The sequence below is a fragment of the Parafilimonas sp. genome, from assembly GCF_051953455.1.
Lineage (GTDB): Bacteria > Bacteroidota > Bacteroidia > Chitinophagales > Chitinophagaceae > Parafilimonas.
In genome coordinates this window covers 1-26,284 of record NZ_JBQCIT010000059.1, presented here as the reverse complement: position 1 = coordinate 26,284, position 26,284 = coordinate 1, and the positions used below count along the sequence as shown (strand labels likewise).

The 26,284-nt window shown below is 40.0% G+C and carries 27 protein-coding genes; 20 read left to right on the top strand and 7 right to left on the bottom strand.

Going from position 1 to position 26,284, the window contains the following annotated elements:
- Both ACTHN6_RS21030 and ACTHN6_RS21025 read right to left on the bottom strand, forming a co-directional pair.
- Positions 1–1,146: Gfo/Idh/MocA family protein (locus ACTHN6_RS21030; protein ID WP_440437751.1), on the bottom strand; the 1,146-nt coding region annotated here is incomplete at its 3' end.
- A gap of 89 nt (positions 1,147–1,235) precedes the next feature.
- A complete protein-coding gene (locus ACTHN6_RS21025; protein ID WP_440437750.1) occupies positions 1,236–2,306 on the bottom strand; it encodes a mechanosensitive ion channel family protein in 1,071 nt (356 codons plus the stop codon).
- An 87-nt stretch (positions 2,307–2,393) separates the two neighbouring features.
- On the opposite strand from ACTHN6_RS21025, the gene ACTHN6_RS21020 reads away from it, so the two are divergent.
- The 5 genes from ACTHN6_RS21020 to ACTHN6_RS21000 all read left to right on the top strand — a co-directional run bounded on the left by ACTHN6_RS21020 (position 2,394) and on the right by ACTHN6_RS21000 (position 8,714).
- Positions 2,394–4,100 carry a peptidoglycan DD-metalloendopeptidase family protein gene (locus ACTHN6_RS21020; RefSeq protein ID WP_440437749.1) on the top strand — a complete coding sequence of 569 codons (1,707 nt, stop codon included), beginning with the start codon at positions 2,394–2,396 and terminating at the stop codon, positions 4,098–4,100.
- 5 nt (positions 4,101–4,105) lie between these two features.
- On the top strand, positions 4,106–4,606 hold the full coding sequence (bcp, locus tag ACTHN6_RS21015) for a thioredoxin-dependent thiol peroxidase (RefSeq protein ID WP_440437748.1): 501 nt from the start codon (positions 4,106–4,108) through the stop codon (positions 4,604–4,606).
- Between the two features lie 627 nt (positions 4,607–5,233).
- Positions 5,234–7,045 carry a translational GTPase TypA gene (gene typA / locus ACTHN6_RS21010; protein WP_440437747.1) on the top strand — a complete coding sequence of 604 codons (1,812 nt, stop codon included), beginning with the start codon at positions 5,234–5,236 and terminating at the stop codon, positions 7,043–7,045.
- A gap of 89 nt (positions 7,046–7,134) precedes the next feature.
- Positions 7,135–8,007 carry a fructosamine kinase family protein gene (locus tag ACTHN6_RS21005; RefSeq protein WP_440437746.1) on the top strand — a complete coding sequence of 291 codons (873 nt, stop codon included), beginning with the start codon at positions 7,135–7,137 and terminating at the stop codon, positions 8,005–8,007.
- Positions 8,008–8,117: 110 nt separating this feature from the next.
- A complete protein-coding gene (locus ACTHN6_RS21000) occupies positions 8,118–8,714 on the top strand; it encodes a diheme cytochrome c-553 (RefSeq protein WP_440437745.1) in 597 nt (198 codons plus the stop codon).
- A 91-nt stretch (positions 8,715–8,805) separates the two neighbouring features.
- On the opposite strand, the gene ACTHN6_RS20995 is transcribed toward ACTHN6_RS21000, so the two are convergent.
- Both ACTHN6_RS20995 and ACTHN6_RS20990 read right to left on the bottom strand, forming a co-directional pair.
- Positions 8,806–10,350 carry a hypothetical protein gene (locus tag ACTHN6_RS20995; protein WP_440437744.1) on the bottom strand — a complete coding sequence of 515 codons (1,545 nt, stop codon included), beginning with the start codon at positions 10,348–10,350 and terminating at the stop codon, positions 8,806–8,808.
- A 54-nt stretch (positions 10,351–10,404) separates the two neighbouring features.
- Positions 10,405–11,133 carry a hypothetical protein gene (locus ACTHN6_RS20990; RefSeq protein WP_440437743.1) on the bottom strand — a complete coding sequence of 243 codons (729 nt, stop codon included), beginning with the start codon at positions 11,131–11,133 and terminating at the stop codon, positions 10,405–10,407.
- Between the two features lie 77 nt (positions 11,134–11,210).
- Here ACTHN6_RS20990 and proS point away from each other — a divergent pair, with 77 nt between their 5' ends.
- Positions 11,211–12,689 (top strand): proline--tRNA ligase, encoded by a 1,479-nt coding sequence (proS, locus tag ACTHN6_RS20985; RefSeq protein ID WP_440437742.1) that lies wholly within the window; start codon positions 11,211–11,213, stop codon positions 12,687–12,689.
- 226 nt (positions 12,690–12,915) lie between these two features.
- On the opposite strand, the gene ACTHN6_RS20980 is transcribed toward proS, so the two are convergent.
- A complete protein-coding gene (locus tag ACTHN6_RS20980; RefSeq protein ID WP_440437741.1) occupies positions 12,916–13,227 on the bottom strand; it encodes a DUF6496 domain-containing protein in 312 nt (103 codons plus the stop codon).
- A 128-nt stretch (positions 13,228–13,355) separates the two neighbouring features.
- Here ACTHN6_RS20980 and ACTHN6_RS20975 point away from each other — a divergent pair, with 128 nt between their 5' ends.
- The 9 genes from ACTHN6_RS20975 to ACTHN6_RS20935 all read left to right on the top strand — a co-directional run bounded on the left by ACTHN6_RS20975 (position 13,356) and on the right by ACTHN6_RS20935 (position 21,533).
- Complete coding sequence (locus tag ACTHN6_RS20975) at positions 13,356–14,093, top strand: DUF72 domain-containing protein (protein ID WP_440437740.1); 738 nt, start codon at positions 13,356–13,358, stop codon at positions 14,091–14,093.
- Between the two features lie 66 nt (positions 14,094–14,159).
- Entirely contained in the window at positions 14,160–15,608 is a 1,449-nt protein-coding gene (gene sufB, locus ACTHN6_RS20970) for a Fe-S cluster assembly protein SufB (RefSeq protein ID WP_440437739.1), read from the top strand.
- A 110-nt stretch (positions 15,609–15,718) separates the two neighbouring features.
- Positions 15,719–16,477, top strand: coding sequence for a Fe-S cluster assembly ATPase SufC (sufC, locus tag ACTHN6_RS20965; protein ID WP_440437738.1), 759 nt, complete (start codon positions 15,719–15,721; stop codon positions 16,475–16,477).
- A 267-nt stretch (positions 16,478–16,744) separates the two neighbouring features.
- The gene (gene sufD, locus ACTHN6_RS20960) at positions 16,745–18,046 is read left to right on the top strand and encodes a Fe-S cluster assembly protein SufD (protein ID WP_440437737.1); all 1,302 of its coding nucleotides are present in this window, start codon (positions 16,745–16,747) and stop codon (positions 18,044–18,046) included.
- 129 nt (positions 18,047–18,175) lie between these two features.
- Positions 18,176–19,420, top strand: coding sequence for an aminotransferase class V-fold PLP-dependent enzyme (locus ACTHN6_RS20955; protein WP_440437736.1), 1,245 nt, complete (start codon positions 18,176–18,178; stop codon positions 19,418–19,420).
- Positions 19,417–19,857, top strand: coding sequence for a SufE family protein (locus ACTHN6_RS20950; protein WP_440437735.1), 441 nt, complete (start codon positions 19,417–19,419; stop codon positions 19,855–19,857). The genes ACTHN6_RS20955 and ACTHN6_RS20950 overlap by 4 nt, the downstream gene beginning before the upstream one ends.
- A gap of 44 nt (positions 19,858–19,901) precedes the next feature.
- A complete protein-coding gene (locus ACTHN6_RS20945) occupies positions 19,902–20,216 on the top strand; it encodes an SUF system Fe-S cluster assembly protein (protein WP_440437734.1) in 315 nt (104 codons plus the stop codon).
- 207 nt (positions 20,217–20,423) lie between these two features.
- Positions 20,424–20,984 carry a BrxA/BrxB family bacilliredoxin gene (locus ACTHN6_RS20940; RefSeq protein ID WP_440437733.1) on the top strand — a complete coding sequence of 187 codons (561 nt, stop codon included), beginning with the start codon at positions 20,424–20,426 and terminating at the stop codon, positions 20,982–20,984.
- 78 nt (positions 20,985–21,062) lie between these two features.
- The gene (locus ACTHN6_RS20935) at positions 21,063–21,533 is read left to right on the top strand and encodes an RrF2 family transcriptional regulator (protein WP_440437732.1); all 471 of its coding nucleotides are present in this window, start codon (positions 21,063–21,065) and stop codon (positions 21,531–21,533) included.
- A 137-nt stretch (positions 21,534–21,670) separates the two neighbouring features.
- Here ACTHN6_RS20935 and recA read toward each other — a convergent pair whose 3' ends face one another.
- The gene (gene recA, locus ACTHN6_RS20930) at positions 21,671–22,702 is read right to left on the bottom strand and encodes a recombinase RecA (RefSeq protein ID WP_440437731.1); all 1,032 of its coding nucleotides are present in this window, start codon (positions 22,700–22,702) and stop codon (positions 21,671–21,673) included.
- Between the two features lie 231 nt (positions 22,703–22,933).
- Here recA and ACTHN6_RS20925 point away from each other — a divergent pair, with 231 nt between their 5' ends.
- From ACTHN6_RS20925 to ACTHN6_RS20905, 5 genes are all read left to right on the top strand, one after another.
- A complete protein-coding gene (locus tag ACTHN6_RS20925) occupies positions 22,934–23,254 on the top strand; it encodes a hypothetical protein (protein WP_440437730.1) in 321 nt (106 codons plus the stop codon).
- A gap of 166 nt (positions 23,255–23,420) precedes the next feature.
- Positions 23,421–24,803 carry a sugar porter family MFS transporter gene (locus ACTHN6_RS20920; RefSeq protein WP_440437729.1) on the top strand — a complete coding sequence of 461 codons (1,383 nt, stop codon included), beginning with the start codon at positions 23,421–23,423 and terminating at the stop codon, positions 24,801–24,803.
- Positions 24,804–24,917: 114 nt separating this feature from the next.
- A complete protein-coding gene (locus ACTHN6_RS20915) occupies positions 24,918–25,175 on the top strand; it encodes a hypothetical protein (RefSeq protein ID WP_440437728.1) in 258 nt (85 codons plus the stop codon).
- Positions 25,176–25,180: 5 nt separating this feature from the next.
- Complete coding sequence (locus ACTHN6_RS20910) at positions 25,181–25,387, top strand: putative signal transducing protein (RefSeq protein WP_440437727.1); 207 nt, start codon at positions 25,181–25,183, stop codon at positions 25,385–25,387.
- Between the two features lie 27 nt (positions 25,388–25,414).
- Entirely contained in the window at positions 25,415–25,936 is a 522-nt protein-coding gene (locus ACTHN6_RS20905; RefSeq protein ID WP_440437726.1) for a GNAT family N-acetyltransferase, read from the top strand.
- A gap of 62 nt (positions 25,937–25,998) precedes the next feature.
- On the opposite strand, the gene ACTHN6_RS20900 is transcribed toward ACTHN6_RS20905, so the two are convergent.
- A partial coding sequence (locus ACTHN6_RS20900) for a UDP binding domain-containing protein (RefSeq protein WP_440437725.1) occupies positions 25,999–26,284 on the bottom strand: 286 nt, incomplete at its 5' end.

The window sequence follows — 26,284 nt, the reverse complement described above, 5'->3', positions numbered from 1 at the left end:
CCGGGCTATTGTTTGCGGCACTGTTGTTTCCTTTGTTTTGGAAGTAGGTAATAATTGCGGGTTAATGCCGTAAGTACCTGCCATCATTTTACCCTTTGTTCCATAAAAGATAATACCGTTGCCGCCATCTCCCATCACTTCATTCGGTTGCAATTCCAGCGGGCGTTGTGGCTGAATGCCGCCATCCATCCAATGCAATCTTAAATCCGGTTTACCGCCCGGCTGCTTAAATGTGAGAATGATGTGTGAAGATACCGGGCCACTGTCGGGGAAATATGCCTGCTCCCAGTTTTCAACATACCTTGTAGAAACACTGCATTCTGCGCCAACGGGATAATCCAGGCCCAAAACCGCAAAAGCAGGCTGCATAATATGGCAGGCCATATCGCCCAGGGCGCCGGTGCCATAATCCCACCAGCCGCGCCAGTTAAAAGGAACAAGATGATCTACATAATCTTTATAAGGTGCAGTGCCGAGCCATAAATCCCAGTTAAGTTCTTTGGGAACAGTTGGCTTTTCCGTTGGCCACGCAATGCCTTGCGGCCACACAGGCCTGTCTGTATAACAATACACTTCCGTTACGTCTCCAATTATGCCTGCTTTGTACCAGTCAATTAACTGGCGCACGCCATCGCCACTGGCACCCTGGTTGCCCATTTGGGTTACCACTTTATATTTCCTGGCTGCTTCTGTAAGCATTCTTGCCTCGTAAATATCATGCGTTAATGGCTTTTGCACATACACATGCTTACCCAGCTGCATGGCAGCCATAGCAGCAACGGCGTGGTTATGATCGGGTATAGAAACAGAACAGGCATCAATACTTTTATGCTCCTTATCCAGCATTTCCCTAAAATCCTTGTAATATTTGGCTTTTGGAAAACGGCTTCTTGTTTTGGCAGCCTGCCTGTCGTCCACATCGCATAACACAGCAATTTCAGCTTTACCACTGTCGAAGAAATTTTTAATATCACTCTCTCCTTTACCACCTGCACCAATACCCGCGACGACAAGCTTATCGCTGGGGGCGGTATATCCTTTGCCCAAAACATGGCGTGGTACAATATAAAAACCGGCGGTTGCAAGCGAGGCGTTTTTAATAAAATTTCTGCGGGAGCTTTGTTTCGAATTGCTGTTACTTTCCATATAGCTTTAAATTATGGGTGAATGTTTTTAACGTGCGTGAAAGTATTAATCAGCCATGAAAAGAAAAAATCAGAATTTTTAAAAACGGGTTATTTCTTTTCAGCCACTGCTGGCGGCTGTTGTAAAATAAATGTTTGGCCGGGGAAAGCAAATTCAATTCCCTTGTCTGAAAATGCTTTCAATATTTCACGGAAAATTTGCTGCTGCCTGTCGAGATATAATCTATAATCTGCAGATTCAACAAAATACAGGGTTTCAAATGTGAGGCTATAATCGACAAAAGCCACAAGATGGCATCTATCGAAAGTTATATCTGGCTGCGCCTTTATTATCTGTTCAACCAATTGCGGGATTGCATCCAGTTTTTCGGCAGGCGTATCATAGCGCACATTCATTTTGAAAATGATACCGCGGCGCTGCTGGCGCTTAAAATTTTTAATAGTTGATTTCACCAAATCGGCATTAGGTATAACCAGTTGTTCGCCGGTAAGGCTGCGCACATGAGATGTTTTAATGCCTATGCGCTCCACGGTGCCCGCAGCATTGTTTACAGAAATGGCATCGCCAATGTTGAACGGCTTATCAAAAAATATTACAAAATAGCTGAAGAGATCCGTTAGAATATTTTGGGCCGCTAAAGCAATAGCAATGCCGCCAATACCCAGGCCGGTGATAAGCGTGGTGATATTATAACCCAGGTTATCTATCAGCATTACAATACCGGCAAGCCATACGACAGCTTTAAATATGGAAAGAATACCCGTAACCTGTTTAATGCGTTCCGGCGGCTCATTCTTGCTGTGCATATACAGGTTTACCGATAATTGCATGGCATGATTAATAAACCGCACAAAATAATAGGCTGTTATTACGGCAACTGCAACTTTTAAAACATGATCAACCCTTACAGAAAGTTTTAGCTGCTGAACTATACCATAATTAATCATAAGAAAAATAAATGGTATAATAAATTTTTCCGCAGCTTCCACTATCGCATCATCCACCTGCGATTGCGTGCGGGCCGCAAACTTTTTTAAAGCAGCTATAATAAACCTCCGCAGCAGCCTGAATAATATCCACACAACAATTATCTGCGCTAACACTATAGCATACAGTTGCACTGTATTGCCCATCCAAACCTGGTGTAAATAATCTTCCATAATTATCGTGCAAAAGTATTTGTATAAGTACGAAATAAAATCTAACTAAACTTTAAAAACACAGGTATTACTTTTGACCGCATTACAATGAAACATTTCATCCTTACATTAACACTGCTTTTCTTAATAACCTGTTTTATTAACGCTCAAGATAATTATCCGCAGGGCTATTTCAGGAACCCCCTGAATATTCCCATGCAACTGGCCGCCAATTTTGGGGAATTACGCACTGATCATTTCCACATGGGCCTTGACATTCGCACACAGGCCCGCGAAAACCTGCCCGTGCATGCGGCTGCAGATGGTTATATAAGCCGTGTAAAGATTGAAAAGTATGGTTACGGCCATGCTATTTATATAACGCACCCAAACGGCTATACCACTTTGTATGCGCATTTAAATTCGTTTTATCCTGCACTTGAAAAGTATTTAAAAGACAAGCAATATAAAGACCAGAGCTGGGAACAGGATTTTGAACTCCCCGCTAATTTATTCCCGGTTACCAAGGGCCAGTTTATTGCCAACAGTGGCAATACCGGCGGGTCGCAGGGGCCGCATCTGCATTTTGAAATTCGCGATACCGAAACCGGTAATAATTATAATCCCCTATTGTTTGGAATGCCTTTAACCGATCATATTGCGCCTATCGTGTATGGTCTTTACTGGTACGACAGAAGGTACAGCGCTTACACCGTTTCACCCCAATCGCTTTCCATTATTAAGAAGAATGGCATTTATACCTCCACCACGCCCGTTGTAAGAGTGGGTTCGCCCATTGTTTCACTTGGTGTAAGAATGCAGGACATGAACAATGCCTCTTCTTTTAAATTTGGCGTGTACCATGCCGCCTTATATGTGGATGATGCCTTGCAGTTTGAATTTAAAACAAACGATTTCCTGTATCCCGCCAGCCGTTATGTAAATGCCAGCATGGATTATAAGCGATGGGTGGTGAACAAACAGGGCATTCAATACCTTTCGCGGCTGCCCGGCAATAAACTTAGCATATTTACACCCCTTGACGGTAATGGAACGATCACATTAAACGATAATCAAACCCATAAAATAAGAATTGTTTTAAGCGATGAAAAGAAAAACACCACCACCATCAGCTTTTCACTGAAGTATGACGAGGCTTTGCAGAAAGATTACACTATTCCGGCCGACGCCATTGTTTGCGATACCAATAGTGTGAATAATATTAAGACAAACAACGCCAGTATTCATTTTGATGCGAATGCTTTTTACGATCCGCTGCCTTTAAGTGTTTATGAAACCAGTGCCACTTATGCAAGGCAGGTGTCGCCCACCATTCATATCGGTGATTACACCATTCCCGTGCATAACGATTATAATGTAATGATCAAAGCGCCCGGCCTTAACGCCAATCAGAAAAATAAAGTGGTGATGGAATTGAAAAGCGGCTCATCCGTTAGCGTAAAAAAGGGTTTATGGCAGGGAAACTGGATGCTCAGCACCTTTGATGAGTTAGGCAATGTAAGATTATTGCTGGATGAAGTGCCGCCCGTAATTACACCCATCTCCTGGAAGGATGGTTCTACCTTTATCAGCCAGAAAACATTAACCGTAAAGTGTACCGACGATGTTAGCCGCATTGCCAGCTTTAGCGCAACGCTTGAAGATGGCACCTGGCTCATGTTTGCCAGGAAAAGTGACTATTTTACTTATACATTCGATGAACATTGCCCCGCCGGAAGCCACACTTTAACCATAACCGCCATGGATGTGGCCGGCAATGCCTCGGTAGAAACCTATAATTTTACAAAACAATAGTAAACATGATAACATTAGCCGCCGGTATGAAAGCCCCGGCATTTAAAGGCAAAGATCAAAACGGTAATACCGTTTCTCTTGCAGATTATAAAGGCAAAAAACTGGTGTTATATTTTTATCCTGAAGACGATACGCCCACTTGCACCGTGCAGGCATGCAATTTAAGAGATAACTATGCCTTGCTTAAGAAGGAAGGATTTGAAGTGGTTGGCGTAAGCCCCAATGACAGTGAAAGCCATAAGAAATTTGAACAGAAGTTTAGCCTGCCGTTTACTTTAATTGCCGATCCTGCGCATAAAATAATCAATACCTATGGTGTGTGGGGCGAAAAGCAATTGTACGGACGAAAATTTATGGGCCTGCACCGCACAACTTTTGTAATTGATGAAAAAGGTGTTATTCAGAAAGTGTATTTAAAACCACGCAATAAGCAACATGCAGAAGATATAGTGAAATTTTGGAAAGAAATGGAGCAACAGCAGGCAAAACCAACGCGCAAAGGCTGATTTATCTTAAGTTCTTTATATAAAAACCGCTATTGTGTTCAGCCACAGCAGCGATTTTTGTATTTGAGAGGCAGTTGATGATATTGGGGAAAGAAAACTGTTTATTCAGCGCTTTGTTTTTTCCATTTTTCCGGTTATTCTGTTCATTTTTGGCAGTTTTTTATGCATTCATGCCAATTTTCTGTTCATTTTTCCGGTTGTTTAATTCATTTATCTGGCTATTTTGTTCATTTTTTTGAATAATCTGTTCATTTTTTCGGTTATTCAGTTCATTTTTTCGATTATTCTGTTCATAAAACGCATTGTTTTATTCATTTTCCTGCTTCTTTTACTCGTTTTATCGATTAATTCACCCGTTTATGCGGGTAAATTGTCCGTTTATTTCAATGTTTTGTCCGTTTTTCTGCATATTCAGTCCGTTTTATTCAATGTTTTACCCGTTTTTTCAAAGATTCTGTCCGTTTTAATCCTTTAAATTCCAGCAAACTTCATCATGCAAGGTATAAACAGCATTGCGACAGGTGCAGGTTTGTCGTTCAGCATGCTTTGTATAAACAACAATACGGTAACAAATAGCCTTTTGCCACGCCACCAGATTATCGTACCTTCGCGCCTCAAATTTTGAAAATGCAGATAAGGAACATAGCGATAATCGCTCACGTTGACCACGGTAAAACCACCCTCGTTGACAATATTCTCCGCGCAACAAAGGTTTTCCGTGATAACCAGGAAACCGGCGAACTGATCATGGACAGTAACGACCTGGAACGTGAACGCGGCATTACCATCTTTTCTAAAAATGCCGCTGTTACTTATAAAGACGTTAAGATAAATGTGATTGATACCCCGGGCCACGCCGATTTTGGTGGCGAAGTGGAACGTGTATTAAAAATGGCCGATGGCGTTATCCTGCTGGTAGATGCCTTTGAAGGCCCCATGCCGCAAACGCGTTTTGTGCTGCAAAAAGCCTTGCAGCTAAACCTTCACCCGATAGTGGTAATAAATAAAGTGGACAAACCTAACTGCCGTCCGGATGAAGTGCACGATGCTATTTTTGAATTATTCTTTAACCTCGATGCCACTGAAGAACAGCTTAATTTCCCTACCTATTATGGCAGCGGCAAACAAGGCTGGTTCAACGATTCGTTAACGCCTTCTGAAGATATTACGCCATTATTAGATGGTATTCTAAAATATGTGCCTGAGCCTAAGATAAGCGAAGGGCCTTTGCAGCTGCAGATAACTTCACTTGACTATTCTTCTTTTCTCGGCAGGATAGCTATAGGAAAAGTTACCCGCGGCAGCATAAAAGAAAACCAGCCGATTGCTTTAATGCAGGCAGATGGCACGGTTAAAAGGGCCCGTGTAAGAGAATTATACGTGTTTGAAGGCATGGGCAAAAAGAAAGTAACAGAGGTACTGGCCGGCGATCTTTGCGCCGTAGTGGGTTTGGAAGATTTTAATATTGGCGATACCATTGCCGATGCTGAAAACCCTGAAGCTTTAGCGGTGATAAGTGTGGATGAGCCTACCATGAACATGATGTTCGGCATTAATAACTCTCCTTTTTATGGTAAAGATGGCAAGTTTGTAACTTCACGTCATATACGCGACAGGCTTTTTAAAGAAACGGAAAAAAACCTGGCCCTGCGTGTGGAAGATACAGATAGCGGTGATGCCTTTCTGGTATATGGCCGCGGTATTTTGCACCTGGGTATTTTAATTGAAACCATGCGCCGTGAAGGTTATGAATTAACAGTGGGTCAGCCCAAAGTAATTATTAAAGAAATTGACGGCAAGAAAATGGAGCCTTACGAAACACTGGTAGTGGATGTGCCGCAGGAATATGCCAGTAAGGTTATTGACCTGGTTACCCGCCGCAAAGGCGAAATGCATGTAATGGAAACCAAGGGCGAAATGCAGCACCTGGAATTTGAAATCCCTTCCCGCGGGTTGATAGGTTTGCGTACGCAAATGCTTACCGCCACCGCAGGCGAAGCTGTAATGGCACACCGTTTTAGTGAATACAAAGCCTGGAAAGGTGCCATTCCCGGAAGGAACAATGGCGTATTAATTTCTAAGGATGCCGGCACAACCACCGCCTACTCGCTGGATAAATTACAGGATCGCGGATTTTTCTTTGTTGATCCAGGCGAAGCAGTTTACAAGGGCCAGATTGTAGGGGAAAATAATAAACCCGGCGATTTGGTAATCAATCCGAATGAAGGTAAAAAGCTTACTAATATGCGTGCAAGCGGTAGCGATGCGGCAACGAATATTGCACCTAAAACATTGATGACTTTAGAAGAGTGCATGGAATATATCCAGTTTGATGAGTGTATAGAAGTAACGCCGAATTTTATTCGCATGCGCAAAGTAATTTTAGACGAAGAGGAAAGAAAGCGCCAGCAGAAAAGGATGGCTACTGAGGAAGTATAAAGCAGATGAGCGCCGGAAGGCATTGAACAGATAAGCATTAAACTTTTATATTTAACCTGTCGCGGTTTTAAAGCCCGGCAGGTTTTTTTATGTCTTCATTTTCCGCACAAATAGAGCAGGCACTTACCGTATACTTTGGGCAAACGGTTAATGTTATGCAGCAGCAGCAGGTTTTTGGCGGCGACATTAACCAAACTTACAGGCTGCAAACCAATATTGGCCCCTTCTTTTTAAAGTTGAACAACGGCAAGCTGAATGATATGTTTGAGAAAGAGTTTAATGGATTGCGGCTCCTGCATAAAACCAAAACCATTAAAATTCCGGAGCCCATTCTTAATGGAAAAATTGATAATAAAATTTTCCTTGTAACGGAGTTTATAGAGAAAGGCAGCGCTTCAAAAACTTTTTGGCAAACATTCGCGCAGCAACTGGCAGGCCTTCACAAACATTCCGATGAATTGTTTGGTTTAGCTGAAAATAATTATATCGGCTCTCTTCATCAATCCAATACATACTGTGAAACCTGGAGTGGATTTTATGCTTCGCAACGCATTTTGCCATTGATGCAGCTTGCTTTCAGCCAAAATAAGTGTAGTAAAAATGATCTGGCAAAAGCTGAAAAACTATGCAGCCGCTTTGCAGAAATCTTTCCCGTTGAACCGCCTGCTTTAATTCATGGCGATTTATGGAGCGGGAATTTTATGGCGGGTAATAAAGGCGAACCTGTAATTTTTGATCCCGCTGTTTATTATGGCAACCGGGAAATGGATATTGCCATGAGCCTGTTGTTTGGTGGTTTCAGCAGTAACTTTTATAATTATTATCATGAAGTTTTTCCTTTGCAGCCCGGCTGGAAAGAACGCATTAATCTTTGCCAGCTTTACCCGCTTTTGGTGCATTTAATTTTATTTGGCGGGCATTATTACAATTCAGTTATCGATATTATCAATTCATACATTTAAATTTGCAATACAAATGCTAACGTGCTTCGCCCTGTTAAAACAAGGCTACTTTCGTACTTGAATTAATAAGGAACTACTGTTAACCTACTCATTATATCAAAACAAACAAAATGAAAAAACAAACTGCGCTCATTGTTATGGCATGTTTTGCGGGGCTGCTTTCTTACAAGTGCACCACATCTACTAAAACTACGCCTGCTGCCGATAATACTTTAACTGATTTAAATGGCGGCTATAAAAGCCAGGCAGAGTGGGGGCACCATCTCGTAGCCATTTCCGGCTGCAACGATTGCCATACCTCGAAAAAAATGACAGATAAAGGCCCTGTGGATGATACAAGCGTTATGCTGGCAGGCCATTTTGCTCAAGGCCCCGTTCCGCAGCTTTTGCCCGGCCAGGTGGCAAAAGGCATGGCCGCTACTTATGATCTTACGGCATGGCACGGCCCTTGGGGCCACTCTTATGCAGCTAATCTTACGCCCGATTCCACCGGTATTGGAAACTGGACAGAGGAGCAATTTATTGCCTGTCTCCGCAAAGGTATTTTTAAAGGTATTGAAGGTTCAAGGCCGCTTATGCCACCTATGCCTTTTGCAGGTATTAATAATATGACGGATGATGAACTAAAAGCCATTTTTGCTTATCTGAAAACCATTAAGCCGGTTAGTAACGTTGTGCCAGACTACCAGCCGCCTGCAATGCATTAGAAAGTTTTAGCTATACACTGCCACTGTTGCAGAATAAAAAAAGGATTGAACGTTTTACGTTCAATCCTTTTTAAATAAATTATGTGCTGCTTTAAAATTTAAAACCGGCTGTAAGCAATACGTTAAGCCGTTGATTTTTTAATTCGGCAAATGTATTGGCCTTATCACTTAAGCGGTAAGGAAAATTCACATCTTTATTAAAGGTTTCTGCTATGGTAAGATCAATAAAAAAACCGTGATTGCGGTAACCTAAACCGCCTGCTGCCATAATGCGGTTTGCCTTTAGCTGTTTATCATCATAAGGACTTCCGTAGTAGGCTGCACCCAGGCGAATAGCATAAGGTGAAAATTTAATTTCACCGCCAAGCCTGAAATTTAGAGCGCCTTTATAATAGGATTTGATTACATCGTTCAAAGAGCGGTAGTAATCATCAGTTGCATCATTATAATAACCATTGTCATCAGCCTGCTGAAGAAACCTTGAGCCCCGGTGATTTACATATTCTACATCTGCAGTAATAAATCCCTTCTGCAATTTTACATTCTCCACTTCTTTAAAAACATAAGCGGCGCTTGCTACTATTTTATAAGGAGTTATTTCATTGTAACGTGTTTGATCTACTGCATTAGAAAAATCGCTGCTCTTGGATGTTTGTACACCGGCGTAACCTTCGGTATCTGTTGTAATTGCAGCTTTTAACTTATCAGTATAGCTCATAAAAGAAGGCGTATGTATTGCTAAACCCAGCCTTAAAGATTGTTCCGGGCGGTAAATAAGGCCAAACCGTGCATTCACACCTATGCCGTTCAAACTATGGTTTTGTGTAAAAGTTGAATAAGCGAAATCGTTGTTTGTATTATTGGTAGGATCTGTTTCTGTATAGGTAATATCCTGTGTGTAGAATGACAGCGGAACATTCAGGCTGGCCCCAAGCATTAATTTATCGTTGTTGTTGCTGGCAAAACCAAAGGAAATTTCGTATATGCCGCCACCGGTTGTTTCGTCATATTGCTGCTGCACACTATTTCCATTATCAACGGGCACAAGGCTTCTGTAACCTTCAAGGCTGCCGGATGGGCCGGAAATACTATCAATCAAATAAGTAAAAAAAGCCAATGATGAACCAAAAGGATAGTCATTGGATGCTGACTGAATATTGGCATTATCTGCCACAAGCTGTTCGAGGTATTGCTCAGAATAAGAGCTGTAATCATTCAATCCGCTGTAAGAAACTTTATTGTTATAGCTCGCCAGTTGGTTTATTGAAATGGAAAATGCAGACGAGCGGCCGGGCCTGTTCATCTTCCCACCAAAAACAACGCCTGTAGTTCCTAACTGAAATGTCGACTTCTTAATATTATCCAATACAGAACCCCGGTAGTCGGCTTTATTGTTGTTCATTAAAAATGACGGAGAAATCACAAACTCGCTTGTTTTATAAAAACCAAGACCGGCGGGGTTAACGGAGGTAGAGGTAATGTCGCCGCCCAAAGCGCCAATGGCACCTCCAACAGAAACACTGCGGGCGGTACCATAAGGAACAAACCATGCATTTTTGGTTACATCATCTACAAGTTGTGAAAAGCTGTAATTATATATAAATGCGCCTATTGTTAAAAGCAAAACTTTCCGCATAAACAATCGAAATGATTTTTATGGATGAGGATTATTGATTTCTGAAATTCATTTTTATGGACGTGTACGGGAACCACCGCCACTGGTTCTTGCACCACCACCTGAATTAGAACTGCTGTTGTTATTAAACGTGCGTGTTGGCGTCGAATTGTTATTTCTATTCGAATTATTATACTGGTTTGAATTGTATGTATCGTTGCTCCTCCTGTTGTTTGTATTCAGGTTACTGTTATTATACGATCTGTTGCGGTTGCCATTTTGCATAGGCATATTATAGTTATTATAATTCCTGTTTTTGTAGCCGGAAAAGTTCGCATTATTACGAAGCGGCTTATAGTAAACATCAGGATTTTTATAATACACCACCGTATAATAAGGGCTATACCATGAGCTCCACGGATTGTACCAGGAACTGTAGCCATAATAAGGATAATAACCATAACCGCCCCAGCCTAATCCATAACCAAGGCTCAATGACATATAAGAAGTGTACGGGCTATACCAGTTATTATAAAAATAACGGCTGTCATACCAGTAGCTATAATCATCCAGGCCGCTCCACCGGGTATAGTTTCTTGCTTTCATGCGCAGGTAATAATCGTCTTCATCGGCAGAAGCATATGTATCCTGCCTGTCATTATAAGCTTCATACCTGTCCTGCGCTTCTATCTTTTTAGCGGGAGAATAATAAACGTCGTCAGGCGTTTGAGAAGCCTTATATGCAGGAGAACAACTAAAAAATATGGTTATCACACACAGCAGGCAAACTAAATTATTTTTCATTCTCACATGTTTGTATGCTAAGTTATTACATTTGCCGCGTTTATCATTTAAATTAACTTGTCTTTTTTACAAACGGTATGGGCAAAGCAATAACAGCGAGAAATGAAGATTATTCCCAATGGTATAATGATCTTATTTTAAAAAGCGAATTGGCAGATTACAGTGCAGTAAGGGGTTGTATGATTATAAAACCTTACGGGTATGCACTCTGGGAAAACATGCGGGATGCACTTGATAAAATGTTTAAAGATACAGGCCATGTTAATGCCTACTTCCCATTGTTTGTGCCCAAAAGTTTGTTTGAAGCCGAAGAACAAAATGCTGAAGGTTTTGCCAAGGAATGCGCCGTAGTAACACATTACAGGTTAAAATCAGATCCGGAAAAAAAGGGTAAGCTGATCGTGGATGAAGAAGCAAAACTGGAAGAAGAATTAATTGTTCGCCCCACAAGTGAAGCCATTATCTGGAATACTTATAAAAACTGGATTCAAAGCTATCGCGACCTGCCTATTTTAATTAACCAGTGGGCAAACGTAGTGCGCTGGGAAATGCGTACCCGCCTGTTTTTACGCACTGCAGAATTTCTGTGGCAGGAAGGGCATACCGCTCATGCCACAAAAGAAGAAGCTTTATTGGAAGCCAGGCAAATGCTGGATGTTTATGCCGATTTTGTGGAAAACTTCATGGCCGTACCCGTAATCAAAGGTTCCAAAACGCCCAATGAACGTTTTGCGGGAGCCGAAGACACATTATGTATTGAAGCGCTGATGCAGGATGGCAAAGCCTTACAGGCCGGCACATCGCATTTTCTCGGGCAGAATTTTGCTAAAGCTTTCGATGTAAAATTCAGCGACAAGAATAATAAACTCGAATATGTTTGGGCCACAAGCTGGGGCGTAAGCACAAGGCTTATAGGTGCATTGGTAATGGCGCACAGCGACGATGACGGGCTTATTCTTCCTCCAAAAATTGCACCGCACCAGGTGGTAATTGTACCTATTTATAAAAATGATGAGCAAAGGTCTGCTATCGCTCATAAGGTAAATGAAATTACAGCAAGCCTTAAGCAGTTAGGTATAAGAGTTAAGTATGATGATTCAGATAATGCAAGGCCGGGCTGGAAATTTGCGGAATACGAAATGAAAGGCGTGCCCGTGCGTATTGCTATTGGCCCAAAAGACCTGGAAAACAATACTGCAGAAGTAGCAAGAAGGGATACCAAGGAAAAGAAAACAATAAGCCTCGACAATATAATGGGCGAGATTGTTTTCCTGCTCACTGATATTCAAAGCAATATTTACAATAAGGCAAAGAAACATCTTGACGATCACATTACCGAAGTGAATACCTGGGATGAATTTGTTGATGTGCTCGAAAATAAAACCGGTTTTGTAAGTGCACATTGGGATGGCACCGGCGAAACGGAAGAAAAAATAAAGGAGCTTACAAAAGCCACCATACGCTGTATACCTTTTGATGCCAAACAGGAAGAAGGCGTTTGTGTGCTAACGGGAAAACCTTCCAAACAAAGGGTGTTATTTGCAAAAGCTTATTAAAAAGCGATAATATTAACCCATCCATCCTTGTCAAAATATGTTTAAAAACCGGTGCTTTGTACCGGTTTTTATTTTGTAGAATGGTTTTTCGTAACGGAAACATTGGTTTTTTTGAGTGGTTGACAGCTATAAAAAAAGTAAAGGCCACAGCACATTGTGACCTTTAAAAGGATTGTTTTAAGCAGCAATCCAAGAAGTTAAACCGCTGGCAATTTATTTAATAATTTTATTTAGAGCTCTTCTTTACTGATTTTTTTGCCGATTTCTTAGCTGTCTTTTTGGGAGCAGCCTTTTTTGAGGCCTTTTTAGGAGCCGATTTTTTTGCTGCCTTTTTAGGCGCTGATTTTTTCGCGCTCTTCTTTGCAGCCTTCTTCGGAACCTTACCGCCTTCCTTTCTGGCTTCGGATAAACCTATTGCAATTGCCTGCTTCCGGCTTGTAACTTTTTTACCGCTCCGGCCACTTTTCAGTTTGCCTTCTTTCATTTCGTCCATTGCACGTTTTACTTTGCTTTGGGCTTTTTTTCCATATTTAGCCATCTTATTTAGTTTAACAGGTTAGTAATAACCCTAACCCATCAAAATATTTGCCATCTCTGTAATGCAATATTATATACAACCTGTTGATGGCAGGTTACCCTAAAGTTATCTTTAAAATGGAGTTGTTTTTGAATGACTTTGTTATGCAGTATTATATTGGTTGTTCAGGATTTTATAATAAAGACTGGAAAGAAGCTTTTTATCCCAAAGGCCTTCCGCAGAGCAAATGGTTTGAATATTATTGCACGCGGTTCAATACCCTTGAGCTAAACACTACATTCTATCGTTTTCCTACAGTGGAAATGCTGCGAAAATGGTATGACAAAAGCCCGGCTGATTTCAAGTTTTCAGTTAAAGCGCCAAGATTAATTACACACTATAAACAGTTGAATGACTGCAAGCAATTTCTGGATGATTTTTATAGTACAATACAAGAAGGATTAAAAGAGAAGCTTGGCCCGGTGCTTTTCCAGTTTCCGGCTAGAATTGCTTATAATGAGGAATTTTTGCAACGCATTACGCAAAATATAAATACTTCATTCATTAACATTGTTGAATTCCGGGAAGCCGGCTGGTGGAACCAGCATGTAATTAACGTGTTTTCAAATTACAATGTCAGTTTCTGTGGCATTAGTATCCAAAATTTGCCGGATGAGATAATGGCTAATACCTCTATTTTGTACTATCGCTTTCATGGCTTTTCAAAATTATATTTCTCTCAATACTCTCAAAAGGAAATAATGGATTTTGCGATGGAACTTAAAAAGAAAGCAATCAGCAAAACGGCTTACATCTTTTTTAATAATACTGCAACTATGGCTGCCATACATAATGCTTTCGAATTAAAGAATTTTTTGGGTGACTGACACGCTTTATAGCAACATGAATTTAATTTATACTTTTTTGTACAAATTCATTTGTACTTTTGCAGCATGAGCGAAATGATAGCAACATTAGAGCAAACCGCTCTCAGTGATTACAAATATGGTTTTGTTACAAATATCGAGGCAGATGAAGCCCCGCTCGGTTTGAATGAAGATATTATCCGTTTTATTTCAGCAAAAAAGGAAGAGCCTGAATGGATGCTCGAATGGCGTTTAAAGGCTTTCCGTTATTGGAAAAGCATTGAGGATAAAGAGCCGGCCTGGGCAAATATTTCTTATCCAAAAATTGATTACCAGGCAATTAAATATTATTCGGCGCCAAAGCAAAAGGCAAAGCCAAAAAGCCTGGATGAAGTTGACCCCGAGCTCCGCAAAACTTTTGAGAAACTCGGCATTTCCTTAACGGAACAAAAACGCCTTTCCGGGGTTGCAGTTGATGCGGTGATTGACAGCGTTTCTATTGCTACCACTTTTAAAGAACAGCTTGCCGAACAAGGAATTATTTTCTGTTCGATAACAGAAGCCATTCACGATCATCCTGAACTGGTTAAAAAATATCTCGGCTCTGTTGTTCCGATGACAGATAATTATTTTGCTGCGCTGAATTCTGCCGTGTTTACCGATGGCTCTTTTTGTTACATTCCGAAAGGCGTTCGCTGCCCAATGGAATTATCAACTTATTTCCGCATCAATGCTGAAAATACCGGCCAGTTTGAAAGAACATTGTTAATAGCCGATGAAGGCGCTTATGTAAGTTATTTGGAAGGTTGCACAGCGCCAATGCGCGATGAAAACCAATTACACGCAGCCGTTGTTGAACTCATTGCTTTGGATGGAGGTGAAATAAAATATTCAACGGTTCAAAACTGGTATCCCGGCGATAAAGAAGGTAAAGGCGGCATCTATAACTTCGTTACTAAACGTGGTATTTGTGGTGCGAATGCAAAAATTTCCTGGACGCAGGTTGAAACCGGCTCAGCCATCACCTGGAAATATCCAAGCGTTATTTTAAAGGGCGATAATTCAACAGGTGAATTTTATTCTGTAGCTGTTACCAATAATTTTCAGCAGGCTGATACAGGAACAAAAATGATGCATGTGGGAAAAAATACCCGCAGCCGTATTGTTTCCAAAGGTATTTCTGCCGGCAGAAGCCAGAACAGTTACCGTGGGCTGGTGCAGGTGGGAAAAAATGCGCATAATGCCCGTAATTTCTCTCAATGCGATTCTTTGTTGTTGGGCGATAAATGCGGTGCACATACTTTCCCTTACATCGAAACGAAAAACAGCACTTCGATTGTTGAGCACGAAGCCACAACAAGCAAGATTGGCGAAGACCAGATTTTCTATTGCAACCAGCGTGGCATTGATACAGAAACCGCCGTTGCATTAATTATAAATGGTTTTGCAAAAGAAGTCATGAACCAGTTGCCAATGGAGTTTGCGGTTGAAGCGCAAAAACTACTGGCGATTAGTTTGGAAGGCTCGGTTGGATAGCCCCAGCCCTAAAGGGAGTTATTTAAGAACATGTATAAAATTATAAACTATAAAAATTAAACGCTCTAAAGTCTCTTTCCTTTAGGAAAGGGATTTAGGGATAGGCTACTATGTTAACGATTAACAACTTACACGCACAAATAGAAGACAAGAAAATTTTAAACGGAATTGATCTGCACATCAATGCTGGCGAAGTGCATGCGATTATGGGACCGAATGGTTCCGGGAAAAGCACTTTGGCATCTGTGTTGGCAGGCAGAAGCGATTATGAAGTAACCGATGGTTCTGTTGAATTTGATGGCGTTGATTTATTAGAAATGTCGCCTGAAGAAAGAGCAAGAGAAGGTTTGTTTTTGGCGTTTCAATACCCAATTGAAATTCCGGGTGTAAGCACAACAAACTTTATTAAAACAGCCGTGAACGAAGCCCGCAAACATCGCGGACAGGAAGCTTTAGATGCGGTTTCTTTTTTGAAGCTGATGAAAGAAAGAATGAAGCTGGTGAAGATTGATCAATCGCTTTTAAGCCGTTCTTTAAATGAAGGGTTTAGCGGCGGTGAAAAGAAGCGGAACGAGATATTTCAAATGGCAATGCTTGAACCAAAGCTTGCGATTTTAGATGAAACAGACAGCGGACTTGATATTGATGCATTACGCATTGTTGCCGATGGTGTGAACACATTAAAGACAAAAGATAATGCTGTTTTATTGATAACGCACTACCAGCGTTTGCTGGATTATATCGTTCCGGATTTTGTGCACGTATTATATAAAGGCCGTATTGTAAAATCCGGTGGTAAAGAATTGGCGTTAGAGCTTGAAGAAAAAGGTTATGATTTCATTAAGCAAACAGTTGCTGAAGAAGTTTAGCCCCAATCCGCACAGGTGGAAGTTATTTGAAGAAGTTGATTGGTTGATACGTTGAAATGTTGATTAAAGTACATCAGTGGAAGTGTGCGACGCAACGAAGTTTAATTGAAATACAAAAGCTGGTTACATAATAATCATTCAAATGCTGAAAGCAGTTATCAAGCTGATTGAAAAACAAATGTTGAAGTGTCACTACATAATATAAATTAAAAAACAAAAGCCCGGCCTCCCTCTACATTTATGGAGAGGGATAGAGGGTGAGGGAATATGAGTTTAACAGAAACGATACAGGATAAATACAACGAATTGAATGCAGCGGCAGGTAATGGTTTGCTTGGTTCTTTGCGTGCAAAAGCGTTTGAATTATTTAATAAATCGGGCATACCAACTTCGCGCAACGAAGAATGGAAATACACGAGACTCACAGGTTTAACGAACAAGAATTTTGCAGTGCATACAACGGCTGTTGTTCCAACAAAAGAAACGTTGAACAATGTGCGGTTGCAAACTGCATCTGCTGCTGAATTATTTTTTGTAAATGGTGTTTTTGTAAAAGAGATCTCAACTTTTGCAAACGATGCATTGGCTGTTTTGAATTTGCATGAGGCTGCAGAAAGTGAGTATAAAAATTATGTGCAACAACATTTAAATCAAAGCAGCAAATACATGAAAGATGGTATGAATGCTTTGAATGCGGCGTTTACTGCAAATGGTTTATTTGTGCTGGTAAAAAAGAATAAGGCAGTTGAGCAACCCATCTTTATTTATCATTTAACAGATACTGAAAACGATAATGTTTTTGTGCAGCCAAGGAGTTTATTTGTGATAGAAGAAAATGCGCAGGTGCAGTTAGTTGAGTTGTATAAGAATAATGGCTTGCATGAAAGTTTTACAAATGAAGTGATTGAAATAGCTGTGCATGAAAATGCAAGGCTTGAATATTATAAAGTACAGGATGAAAATGAAAATTGTCATCATGTGGGCACCACGCATGTGCAACAGGTTGGCAAATGTTTTACGCATTGTGTAACGGTTACGTTGAATGGCGGAACGATTCGCAATAACATCAACATGATTTTGGAAGCGCCAAACAATGAAGGTCATTTGTATGGTTTGTATATGGTTGATGGGAAAACGCATGTCGATAATCATAGTATTGTCGATAACATAAAGCCCAATTGTTTCAGCAATGAGTTTTATAAAGGCATCATGGATGGTAATTCGACCGGCGTTTTTAACGGGAAGATTTTTGTTAGGCAAGATGCGCAAAAAACGAACGCTTATCAATCAAATAAAAATGTATTGATGAGTGATTCAGCATCTGTAAATACAAAACCACAACTTGAAATTTTTGCAGATGATGTAAAGTGTTCGCATGGTTGTACGATTGGCCAATTAGATGAAGATGCATTGTTCTATTTGCGTGCAAGAGGTATCGGCGAGAAGAAAGCAAAGGCTTTATTATTACATGCATTTGCCGCAGATATTTTGGAACAGGTGAAGATTGAAGTGTTGAAGAATTATCTGGAAAAGAAGATAGATGAAAGGTTAGATATTGAAGTTCTTTAAATAAGTTTTGAATTTAGAATTTAATCGTCATGTAGAGGCAACGAGACAGCTCATGAATTTGAAGTTGTAAAAAATTTGAGAGATTTCTCCTATCGTCCAAATGACGCAGCGATTATAATTTAAGAGTTTATGATTTCTGAAGATGTTGATATAAAAAAGTTTGATGTTGCTGCAATACGCAAGCAATTTCCTGTGCTTGAAAGAAAAGTAAAGGGAAAAAATTTGGTGTATTTTGATAATGCTGCAACGGCACAAAAACCGCAGGTGGTTATTGATGCGCTGGTAAATTATTATCAGCAATACAATGCAAATATTCATCGCGGAATACATTCTTTGGCAGAAGAGGCAACGGCTGCGTTTGAAGCAACACGTGATACAGTTAAAGAATTTATCAATGCACGTTATCGTGAAGAAATAATCTTCACGCGTGGCGTAACGGAGGGCATCAACTTAGTGGCATCAACATGGGGAAGACAAAATATTAAAGAAGGTGATGAGATAATTATTTCAGGCATGGAACATCATTCCAATATTGTTCCCTGGCAAATGTTGTGTCTGGAAAAGAAAGCAAAGCTGAAAGTAATTCCGGTTGATGATAATGGTGAATTGATGATGGATGAGTTTTCAACCCTCATCACGCCAAAAACAAAAATCGTTTCTATTGTTCACGCATCAAACTCGCTTGGAACAATTAACCCTGTAAAAGAAATTATTGATATAGCACATCAGCATAATATTGTTGTATTGGTAGATGGCGCACAATCTTCTGTTCATTTAAATATTGATGTGCAGGATATGGATTGTGATTTTTTTGTTATATCCAGCCATAAAGTATATGGCCCAACCGGCGTTGGAGTATTGTATGGTAAGAAAGAACTACTGGAAGAAATGCCGCCATATATGGGCGGTGGTGAAATGATTAAAGAAGTAACGTTTGATAAAACTACGTACAATGAACTGCCATACAAGTTTGAAGCAGGTACACCAAACATTGCAGATACTGTTGCCTTTAAAGCAGCGCTTGATTTTGTAAATGAAGTGGGCAAAGACAATATTCGTGCACATGAAGAAATGCTTACAAAATATGCGATGGATAAGTTGAGTAAACTTGATGGCGTACGTTTGATTGGAACGGCTAAATATAAAACAAGTGTTGTCTCGTTTATAGTAGATGGTTGGTCAGCGTACGATATTGGTTTATTGTTAGATGGTTTTGGAATAGCTGTTAGAACTGGTCATCATTGCTGTCAACCATTGATGAATCGATTTGGAATTCCGGGAACAATCCGCGCTTCTTTTGCTATGTATAATACGAAGGAAGAAGTTGATGAACTAGTTTCATCACTTGAAAAAATTCTAAAAAGAAAAAGATGAGTGGAGTAGCAAACATTGAAGACATAGAACAGGAAATTATTGAGGACTTTTCTTTGTTTGAATCAGCAAATGATAAGAATTTTTATTTAATGGATTTGGGAGATAAACTTAATCCTTTAGATGAAAAATATAAAGTTGATGAAAATAAAATCAAAGGTTGTCAAAGCCAGGTTTGGTTAGTTAGTCATGCAGAGGGTGATAAAATATTTTTTGACGCAGATAGCGATTCTGATATCACTAAAGGTTTAATAAGCATTCTTATCAGAATCTTATCAAATCACAGTTTTGATGAAGTAATAAAATTTGATTTAAATGATTTCATGTCCCGGGTTCAATTAAACAGTTTTATAACGCAAAGAAGAAGCAACGGTTTTTTATCGATGGTTGAAAGAATGAAAAGAGATGCTTTAACTTATAAAGCAAAAGCGCACTTATAACTGGTCGGATGCTTTTTAAGCGCCAGGCCGATAGTTAAGATAAGATGATGAACGAAGAAGAACTAAAAGAAAAAGTAATAGAGAAATTACAAAGCATTTATGATCCCGAAATTCCGGTGAACATTTATGATTTGGGTTTGATCTATAACGTTGACATATTGCCCATCAACAACGTGCAGATAACAATGACGTTAACGGCACCAAGTTGCCCGGCGGCGCAAACAATTCCGGTTGAAGTGGATCAGAAGTTAAGAGAGATTGAAGGCGTGAATGATGTGCATGTTTCCGTAACATGGACGCCGCCATGGGATAAAAGTATGATGAGTGAAGCTGCACAATTAGAGTTGGGTTTCATGTAAAAGCAGAAACCCCGGCGCTAAGGGAGTTATTTGAAGATATAATAAATATTGCTGTTTCAATTGATGAGGTTATTCACCATGAAGCTAAAGATGACATGAAAAGATGCAGTACAAGTGTTGCGACGCAAGGAACGATGCGTAGAATTACTGCAGATGGTGACCAAAAAAAAATTCTAATTCTTAATATAAATTTTTAATTAATAAAACATGGCACAGATAAGCGTAGATAGTTTGATGGGCAATAATGGTCCTTCATATCCTGAACAAATAGCCGCACCATTTCGTAAAGAACTTACAGATAATGGGTTTACACAATTGCTTACTGCAGAAGAAGTAGATAAAGCTTTGAACGTAAACGATGGTAAGGTAAAAATGGTTGTATTAAATTCTGTTTGCGGTTGCGGCGCAAGAGTGGCAAGGCCGGGCGCTTTGCTGTCATTATTTGGCAAGGTGGTTCCTGATGAAAGGCTTACGCTTTTTGCAGGTATGGAAAAAGATGCGGTTGCATTGTTCCGCTCAAAATATTTGCCGGGCATCACACCTAGCTCGCCAATTATTTCCTTGTTTAAAGATGGTGAACTGGTATTCATTTTACACCGTTACCAGATTGAAAGAAGTGCTGCCGGCGATATAGCTGATGCATTAATGCAGGAATACAATAAGGTTTGTACAAAAGAAAATGATGATGCTTCCGTTGAAGCATTAAGACAGTATTTTATTGCAACGTATGATGTTGACCCGCTTTCGCTGGAACAGCAACAGCAATAATTCATAAGTTGAATGGGTTGATTAGTTGATAAGTAACATTTCATCTAATCAACTTAGTCAACAAATTAACTTAACAAAATGAAAATAACCGCACAGGAAGAATATGGCATTCGTATTCTCATTCGCATTGCAAGATGCGGCGATGAAAATGGTTTAAGTATTCCTCAGATAAGTGAAGCGGAGGGCTTAACACCGCATTATGTTGCCAAGCTTACAAGGCAATTGAGGCTGGGCGGTTTTTTAAAAAGCACGCCCGGGCAAAAAGGTGGTTATGTGCTTTCAAGACCCACATCAGAAATAAATATCAATGAAGTTTTGAAAACTTTGGGCGGCGCTTTGTTTGATGATAAATTCTGCGCAACTCATATCGGCGCTTTAAATCTCTGTACCAATTCTGTTGATTGCTCTGCCCGTTCTCTCTGGAAAATAATCCAGTTTACGGTTGACCAGGTATTAAATAAAATGACGCTCGCCGATCTCTGCGGCAAAGAAGATTCTGTAGTTAAGCTGCAGGCTTTACTGGAGGTTGAATTAATGTTGCAGCAATAATTTTTTGCATATCTATATAGTTATTAACTGCGTACAATCCGCATTATTTTAATGCCGGATATTATTATTAGCAACACACTGCTATAAAAAACGCCACAGTTTATCTGCAGCGTTTTCGCAAAAAAGATTTATTACTTTTATTCAACGACGCCGGTTTGCATTTCTATAAGTCTCGCTCTTATTTTTCCTTCAATTTCGTTAGCCAGGCCTTCATTATCAGAAAGCAGGTTTTTTACTGCATCACGGCCCTGGCCAAGTTTATTACCGTCATAACTAAACCAGCTTCCACTTTTTTGAATGATATTCATCTCTACACCCATATCTATAATTTCCCCAACCTTGCTGATGCCTTCGCCAAAAATGATATCAAACTCCGCACTGCGGAATGGCGGCGCAACTTTATTTTTAACCACCTTTACTTTTACGCGGTTGCCAATAGCTTCATCGCCATCTTTAATCTGGGAAGTGCGGCGTATATCTAACCTCACAGAGCAATAAAATTTTAAAGCATTACCGCCGGTGGTTGTTTCTGGGTTGCCAAACATCACGCCTATTTTTTCGCGTAACTGGTTAATAAAAATGCACACTGTATTGGTTTTGCTGATGGTAGCAGTAAGCTTACGCAAAGCCTGGCTCATTAACCTTGCCTGCAAACCCATTTTGCTATCGCCCATTTCGCCTTCCAGTTCGCCTTTAGGTACAAGTGCTGCCACAGAGTCAATTACCACCACATCCAATGCGCCTGAAAGAATTAAGCGGTCTGCAATTTCTAAGCCCTGTTCGCCATAATCGGGTTGGGAGATCAAAAGATTGTCAATATCAACACCGAGTTTCTGTGCATAGGCGCTATCAAATGCATGTTCCGCATCTATGATGGCGCAAATACCACCTTTCTTTTGAGCCTGTGCAATTACATGCGTGGCAATGGTAGTTTTACCGCTCGATTCAGGGCCATAAATTTCAACTACACGGCCGCGTGGAAGGCCGCCAACGCCAAGCGCAATGTCTAATCCAATGGATCCGGTTGAAATAACCTCCATTTGTTGCTCCCCGCGTTCATTCATCATCATCACACTGCCTTTGCCGAAGTCTTTATCAATTTTTTCAATGGTTAGCTTAAGTGCTTTTAGTTTATCTGAACTAAGGTCTTTCTCTTTATCGTTTTTCATTTTGTAGTATTATTTAAAGATTGCAAAGCTAAGAAATTTAGTTTTCAAACATACAAAACTTTAGCAAACAAGCTCTTGTTTTTTAACGCAATTTTTTTATGAATGATGTATCCTTTTACATAAATCGGCGTCTAATTAATAACACAATTAAATTTTACATGGCTGGTACAACCAGTTTATAAATTTAACCGTTTTAAGCATGAAGATTAATCAGTGATAAACAGAATGAAGATGAAAACAAATGCTACTCAAAAGGAAATCCTGCTGGTTACCAATAATTCTTTTGCCCAGCGGGAATGGTGCAATAAGGAAATACAACCTTCAACAAATATGTCAGCGCAGGAGCAGATGGAAGAAATTTGTGCCAATGGTTTGATCTGCGAGATTTTACCGGAAGTATTTGAAGCGGGAGAAAACCCAAAGCTTTACCTGTGGCAGATACGGCCTGGCTTTTCTTTTATACAATTATTATATAGCGTGTTTCCATCAACAATAAAAAACACGACTTCTCTTGACCCGCATGTATGGCTTGGTAATTATTGTTACAATTAATTTTTTTTTACATAGGCAATTTTCTCATTTAAATATGTCCCGGCTTTTCCAGGCCGGGTTTTTTATTTTGTTTATTACTGAAAAAATATTTCCGGCTGCGAATAACATTGTATTTTGGCAAAGCACTTTTACAAACCATATTGCTTACAGCCATTAATTAAGTTTTATGCAAGCCAATATTGATACGCCTGGTATCTCAGCAAAAGGAAAAAGTTTATTTGGTATTTCTTTAGTCGCGGCATTAGCGGGTTTTATTTTTGGGTTTGATACAGTGGTTATATCCGGCGCTGATAAGCCTATACAGGAGCTTTGGCATTTAACGCCCTGGCAACATGGGTTTTTTATTATGTCGATGGCTTTGTGGGGAACGGTTTTGGGTGCATTGGGCGGTGGCATTCCCACGCAAAAATTCGGAAGGAAAAAAGTATTGATATGGATTGGGGTTCTGTTTACTGTATCATCTGTTGGCTCCGCATTGGCGCCAGATCCATATACCTTTTCTTTCTTCCGCTTTATTGGCGGCATTGGCATTGGCGCATCATCTGTGGCAGCACCCACTTATGTTTCAGAAATTTCAACAGCCTCATCAAGAGGAAGATTGGTTGCGATGTACCAGTTCAATATTGTGTTTGCCATATTAATCGCCTACATTTCAAACTATCTTTTAAAGGGTGTGGGCGGAAGCAATGACTGGCGCTGGATGCTTGGTGTTATGGCAGTTCCATCACTTATTTATTCTATTCTGGTGATAGGTATTCCGGAAAGTCCGCGCTGGCTGGTTACAAAAGGAAGGGACGATGAAGCCCGGAAAATATTATCAAAGCTGGGCGTGGGCAATACAAATGAAGAAATTGAACAAATTAAAAATGCCGTTCAGCATGAAGATGGCGGCGGTAAGAAAGCTCCGTTTATCAGCAAAAAGCATGTAACTGTTTTAAGCCTTGCCTTTTTTATTGCTTTCTTTAACCAGTTTTCAGGTATCAATTTCATTTTATATTATGCGCCGCGCATTTTGGAAAGCGCAGGCCTGGCTGCAAACGATTCTTTAAAAAGCTCCATTACAATTGGCGGAGCTAACCTTGTATTCACTTTTGTAGGTTTATATTTTATTGACCGCATTGGAAGAAAGACTTTATTATTAATCGGGTCAATCGGGTATATTATAAGTTTAGCGGCCGTTGCCTGGTGTTTTTATAACCACTTAAGTGCGGGCTTGCTGGTTACATTTTTAGCCATGTTTATTGCCTCACATGCAATAGGACAAGGCGCGGTGATATGGGTTTTTATTTCAGAGATTTTCCCTAACAGGATCCGTGCCATGGGCCAGTCTTTCGGGGCAGGTACCCATTGGGTTTGTGCTGCCGTTATCACATTAATATCGCCAATTTTTATTGATGATAAAAAAGGGATTTTTAAAGATAACCCGTGGCCCATCTTTGCTTTCTTCTCCTGTATGATGGTGCTGCAGCTTATATGGGTTTTAACCAAAGTGCCCGAAACAAAAGGAAGGGCACTGGAACAGATACAGAAGGATTTGGGCATTGAATAACTGAACGCTCCCTCCGTATTTAAAATATTAAAAGAATGTTTTTCAAAACTTTAGTACTGTATATCCTGCTAATAGATAGCTTTGCGTTTAATTGAAAAAAATGTAACCGCTTATATGAACGCCTATTATACTATTTTCTACATAACCTCTGCAATTATTGGATTTTTCATCATTATTAAAACCTATTCTTTTTTAGCCAAATCGCAGTTTAACAGCCTGGCCGACTGGTTTTATTTCAGTAAATACAGTATTTATACAACACGTGGTGAAAGGCTTATTAAAACGAGGAAGTCACAGAATAGATTAAGCCTTATTATTTTATTTTTAGTTATTCTTGACCTGTTCTTTCTTTTAATGATGAATATTGCATAAAAAATATGCAGGGCTGGTTTAAATTATATAGTACCAGAAATTATCTTGAAGCAAATATTATTAAAGGCAAGCTTGAAGAAAATGATATTCGTGCCGTAATTTTAAACAGGCAGGACAGCAGTTATCTTGCCTTTGGCGATATAGAAATATATGTGCCAGTGCATTTGAAAGATATAGCGCTGCATTTATTAAACAATGCTTTGTTGAATTAGTTCCATTCATACAAGCCGGCAAAACTGATGAATTCTGAAATTTACTTGCGCCCCTGGAAAAAAGAAGATATTTCACCACTAACATTAATCGCCAACAACAGGCATATCTGGAATAATGTAAGGGATAGCCTGCCGCATCCTTACAAACTTAAAGATGCTGAGGCATGGATATCACATTGCAGGCGGCAAAAGCCTCAACTGAACTTTGCTATTATTTATAATGAAAGGCTTGCGGGCAGCATTGGCTGTACACCTCAAACAGATATACATCGCAAAAGCATGGAAATAGGCTATTTTGTTGGCGAACCGTTCTGGAATAAAGGCATTGCCGGCCGGGCGGTGCGCATTCTGCTTAATTATATTGAAAAAGAATTTGACGTTGTGCGTGTGTTTGCCGAAGTGTTTGAATTTAATAAAGCATCCATGCGGGTGTTGCATAAGAATGGTTTTTATCTTGAAAATATCCGCCGCAAAGCAGTTATCAAAAATAACAGGATAATGGATGATTATGTTTGGGTGAAATTGTTAGGCAGGAAAAATTCAAATTAAAGATTTGATAATAGGCCGGCGCAGTCAAGTAGACTACGCCGAACCAAGAAATTTTGAGTGGCCTAATCCTTAGTCTCCCTTCCAATTCCATGATAAATAAAGCCGAGCCTTTTCATTTCTTCGTTGTTGTAAATATTACGGCCGTCAAACATAACCCTGCCTTTCATTTTCTTTATAATTGAATCCCAATCCGGCAGGCGGAATTCGGGCCATTCCGTTACCAGAATAATCGCATCTGCATTTTCAGCTGCGGCTGTTTCGTCTTTCTTTAAGGAAGCTTTGCCATGTAACAAATGCTCTGCCTCTTTCATGGCAACCGGATCATATGCCTGTACTTTGGCACCGGCT

Coding starts and splice junctions, on each gene's coding strand:
- ACTHN6_RS21025 (WP_440437750.1), bottom strand. CDS start 2,306: ATGGAAGATTATTTACACCAGGTTTGGATGGGCAATACAGTGCAACTG.
- ACTHN6_RS21020 (WP_440437749.1), top strand. CDS start 2,394: ATGAAACATTTCATCCTTACATTAACACTGCTTTTCTTAATAACCTGT.
- bcp (WP_440437748.1), top strand. CDS start 4,106: ATGATAACATTAGCCGCCGGTATGAAAGCCCCGGCATTTAAAGGCAAA.
- typA (WP_440437747.1), top strand. CDS start 5,234: ATGCAGATAAGGAACATAGCGATAATCGCTCACGTTGACCACGGTAAA.
- ACTHN6_RS21005 (WP_440437746.1), top strand. CDS start 7,135: ATGTCTTCATTTTCCGCACAAATAGAGCAGGCACTTACCGTATACTTT.
- ACTHN6_RS21000 (WP_440437745.1), top strand. CDS start 8,118: ATGAAAAAACAAACTGCGCTCATTGTTATGGCATGTTTTGCGGGGCTG.
- ACTHN6_RS20995 (WP_440437744.1), bottom strand. CDS start 10,350: ATGCGGAAAGTTTTGCTTTTAACAATAGGCGCATTTATATATAATTAC.
- ACTHN6_RS20990 (WP_440437743.1), bottom strand. CDS start 11,133: ATGAAAAATAATTTAGTTTGCCTGCTGTGTGTGATAACCATATTTTTT.
- proS (WP_440437742.1), top strand. CDS start 11,211: ATGGGCAAAGCAATAACAGCGAGAAATGAAGATTATTCCCAATGGTAT.
- ACTHN6_RS20980 (WP_440437741.1), bottom strand. CDS start 13,227: ATGGCTAAATATGGAAAAAAAGCCCAAAGCAAAGTAAAACGTGCAATG.
- sufB (WP_440437739.1), top strand. CDS start 14,160: ATGAGCGAAATGATAGCAACATTAGAGCAAACCGCTCTCAGTGATTAC.
- sufC (WP_440437738.1), top strand. CDS start 15,719: ATGTTAACGATTAACAACTTACACGCACAAATAGAAGACAAGAAAATT.
- sufD (WP_440437737.1), top strand. CDS start 16,745: ATGAGTTTAACAGAAACGATACAGGATAAATACAACGAATTGAATGCA.
- ACTHN6_RS20955 (WP_440437736.1), top strand. CDS start 18,176: ATGATTTCTGAAGATGTTGATATAAAAAAGTTTGATGTTGCTGCAATA.
- ACTHN6_RS20950 (WP_440437735.1), top strand. CDS start 19,417: ATGAGTGGAGTAGCAAACATTGAAGACATAGAACAGGAAATTATTGAG.
- ACTHN6_RS20945 (WP_440437734.1), top strand. CDS start 19,902: ATGATGAACGAAGAAGAACTAAAAGAAAAAGTAATAGAGAAATTACAA.
- ACTHN6_RS20940 (WP_440437733.1), top strand. CDS start 20,424: ATGGCACAGATAAGCGTAGATAGTTTGATGGGCAATAATGGTCCTTCA.
- ACTHN6_RS20935 (WP_440437732.1), top strand. CDS start 21,063: ATGAAAATAACCGCACAGGAAGAATATGGCATTCGTATTCTCATTCGC.
- recA (WP_440437731.1), bottom strand. CDS start 22,702: ATGAAAAACGATAAAGAGAAAGACCTTAGTTCAGATAAACTAAAAGCA.
- ACTHN6_RS20925 (WP_440437730.1), top strand. CDS start 22,934: ATGAAAACAAATGCTACTCAAAAGGAAATCCTGCTGGTTACCAATAAT.
- ACTHN6_RS20920 (WP_440437729.1), top strand. CDS start 23,421: ATGCAAGCCAATATTGATACGCCTGGTATCTCAGCAAAAGGAAAAAGT.
- ACTHN6_RS20915 (WP_440437728.1), top strand. CDS start 24,918: ATGAACGCCTATTATACTATTTTCTACATAACCTCTGCAATTATTGGA.
- ACTHN6_RS20910 (WP_440437727.1), top strand. CDS start 25,181: ATGCAGGGCTGGTTTAAATTATATAGTACCAGAAATTATCTTGAAGCA.
- ACTHN6_RS20905 (WP_440437726.1), top strand. CDS start 25,415: ATGAATTCTGAAATTTACTTGCGCCCCTGGAAAAAAGAAGATATTTCA.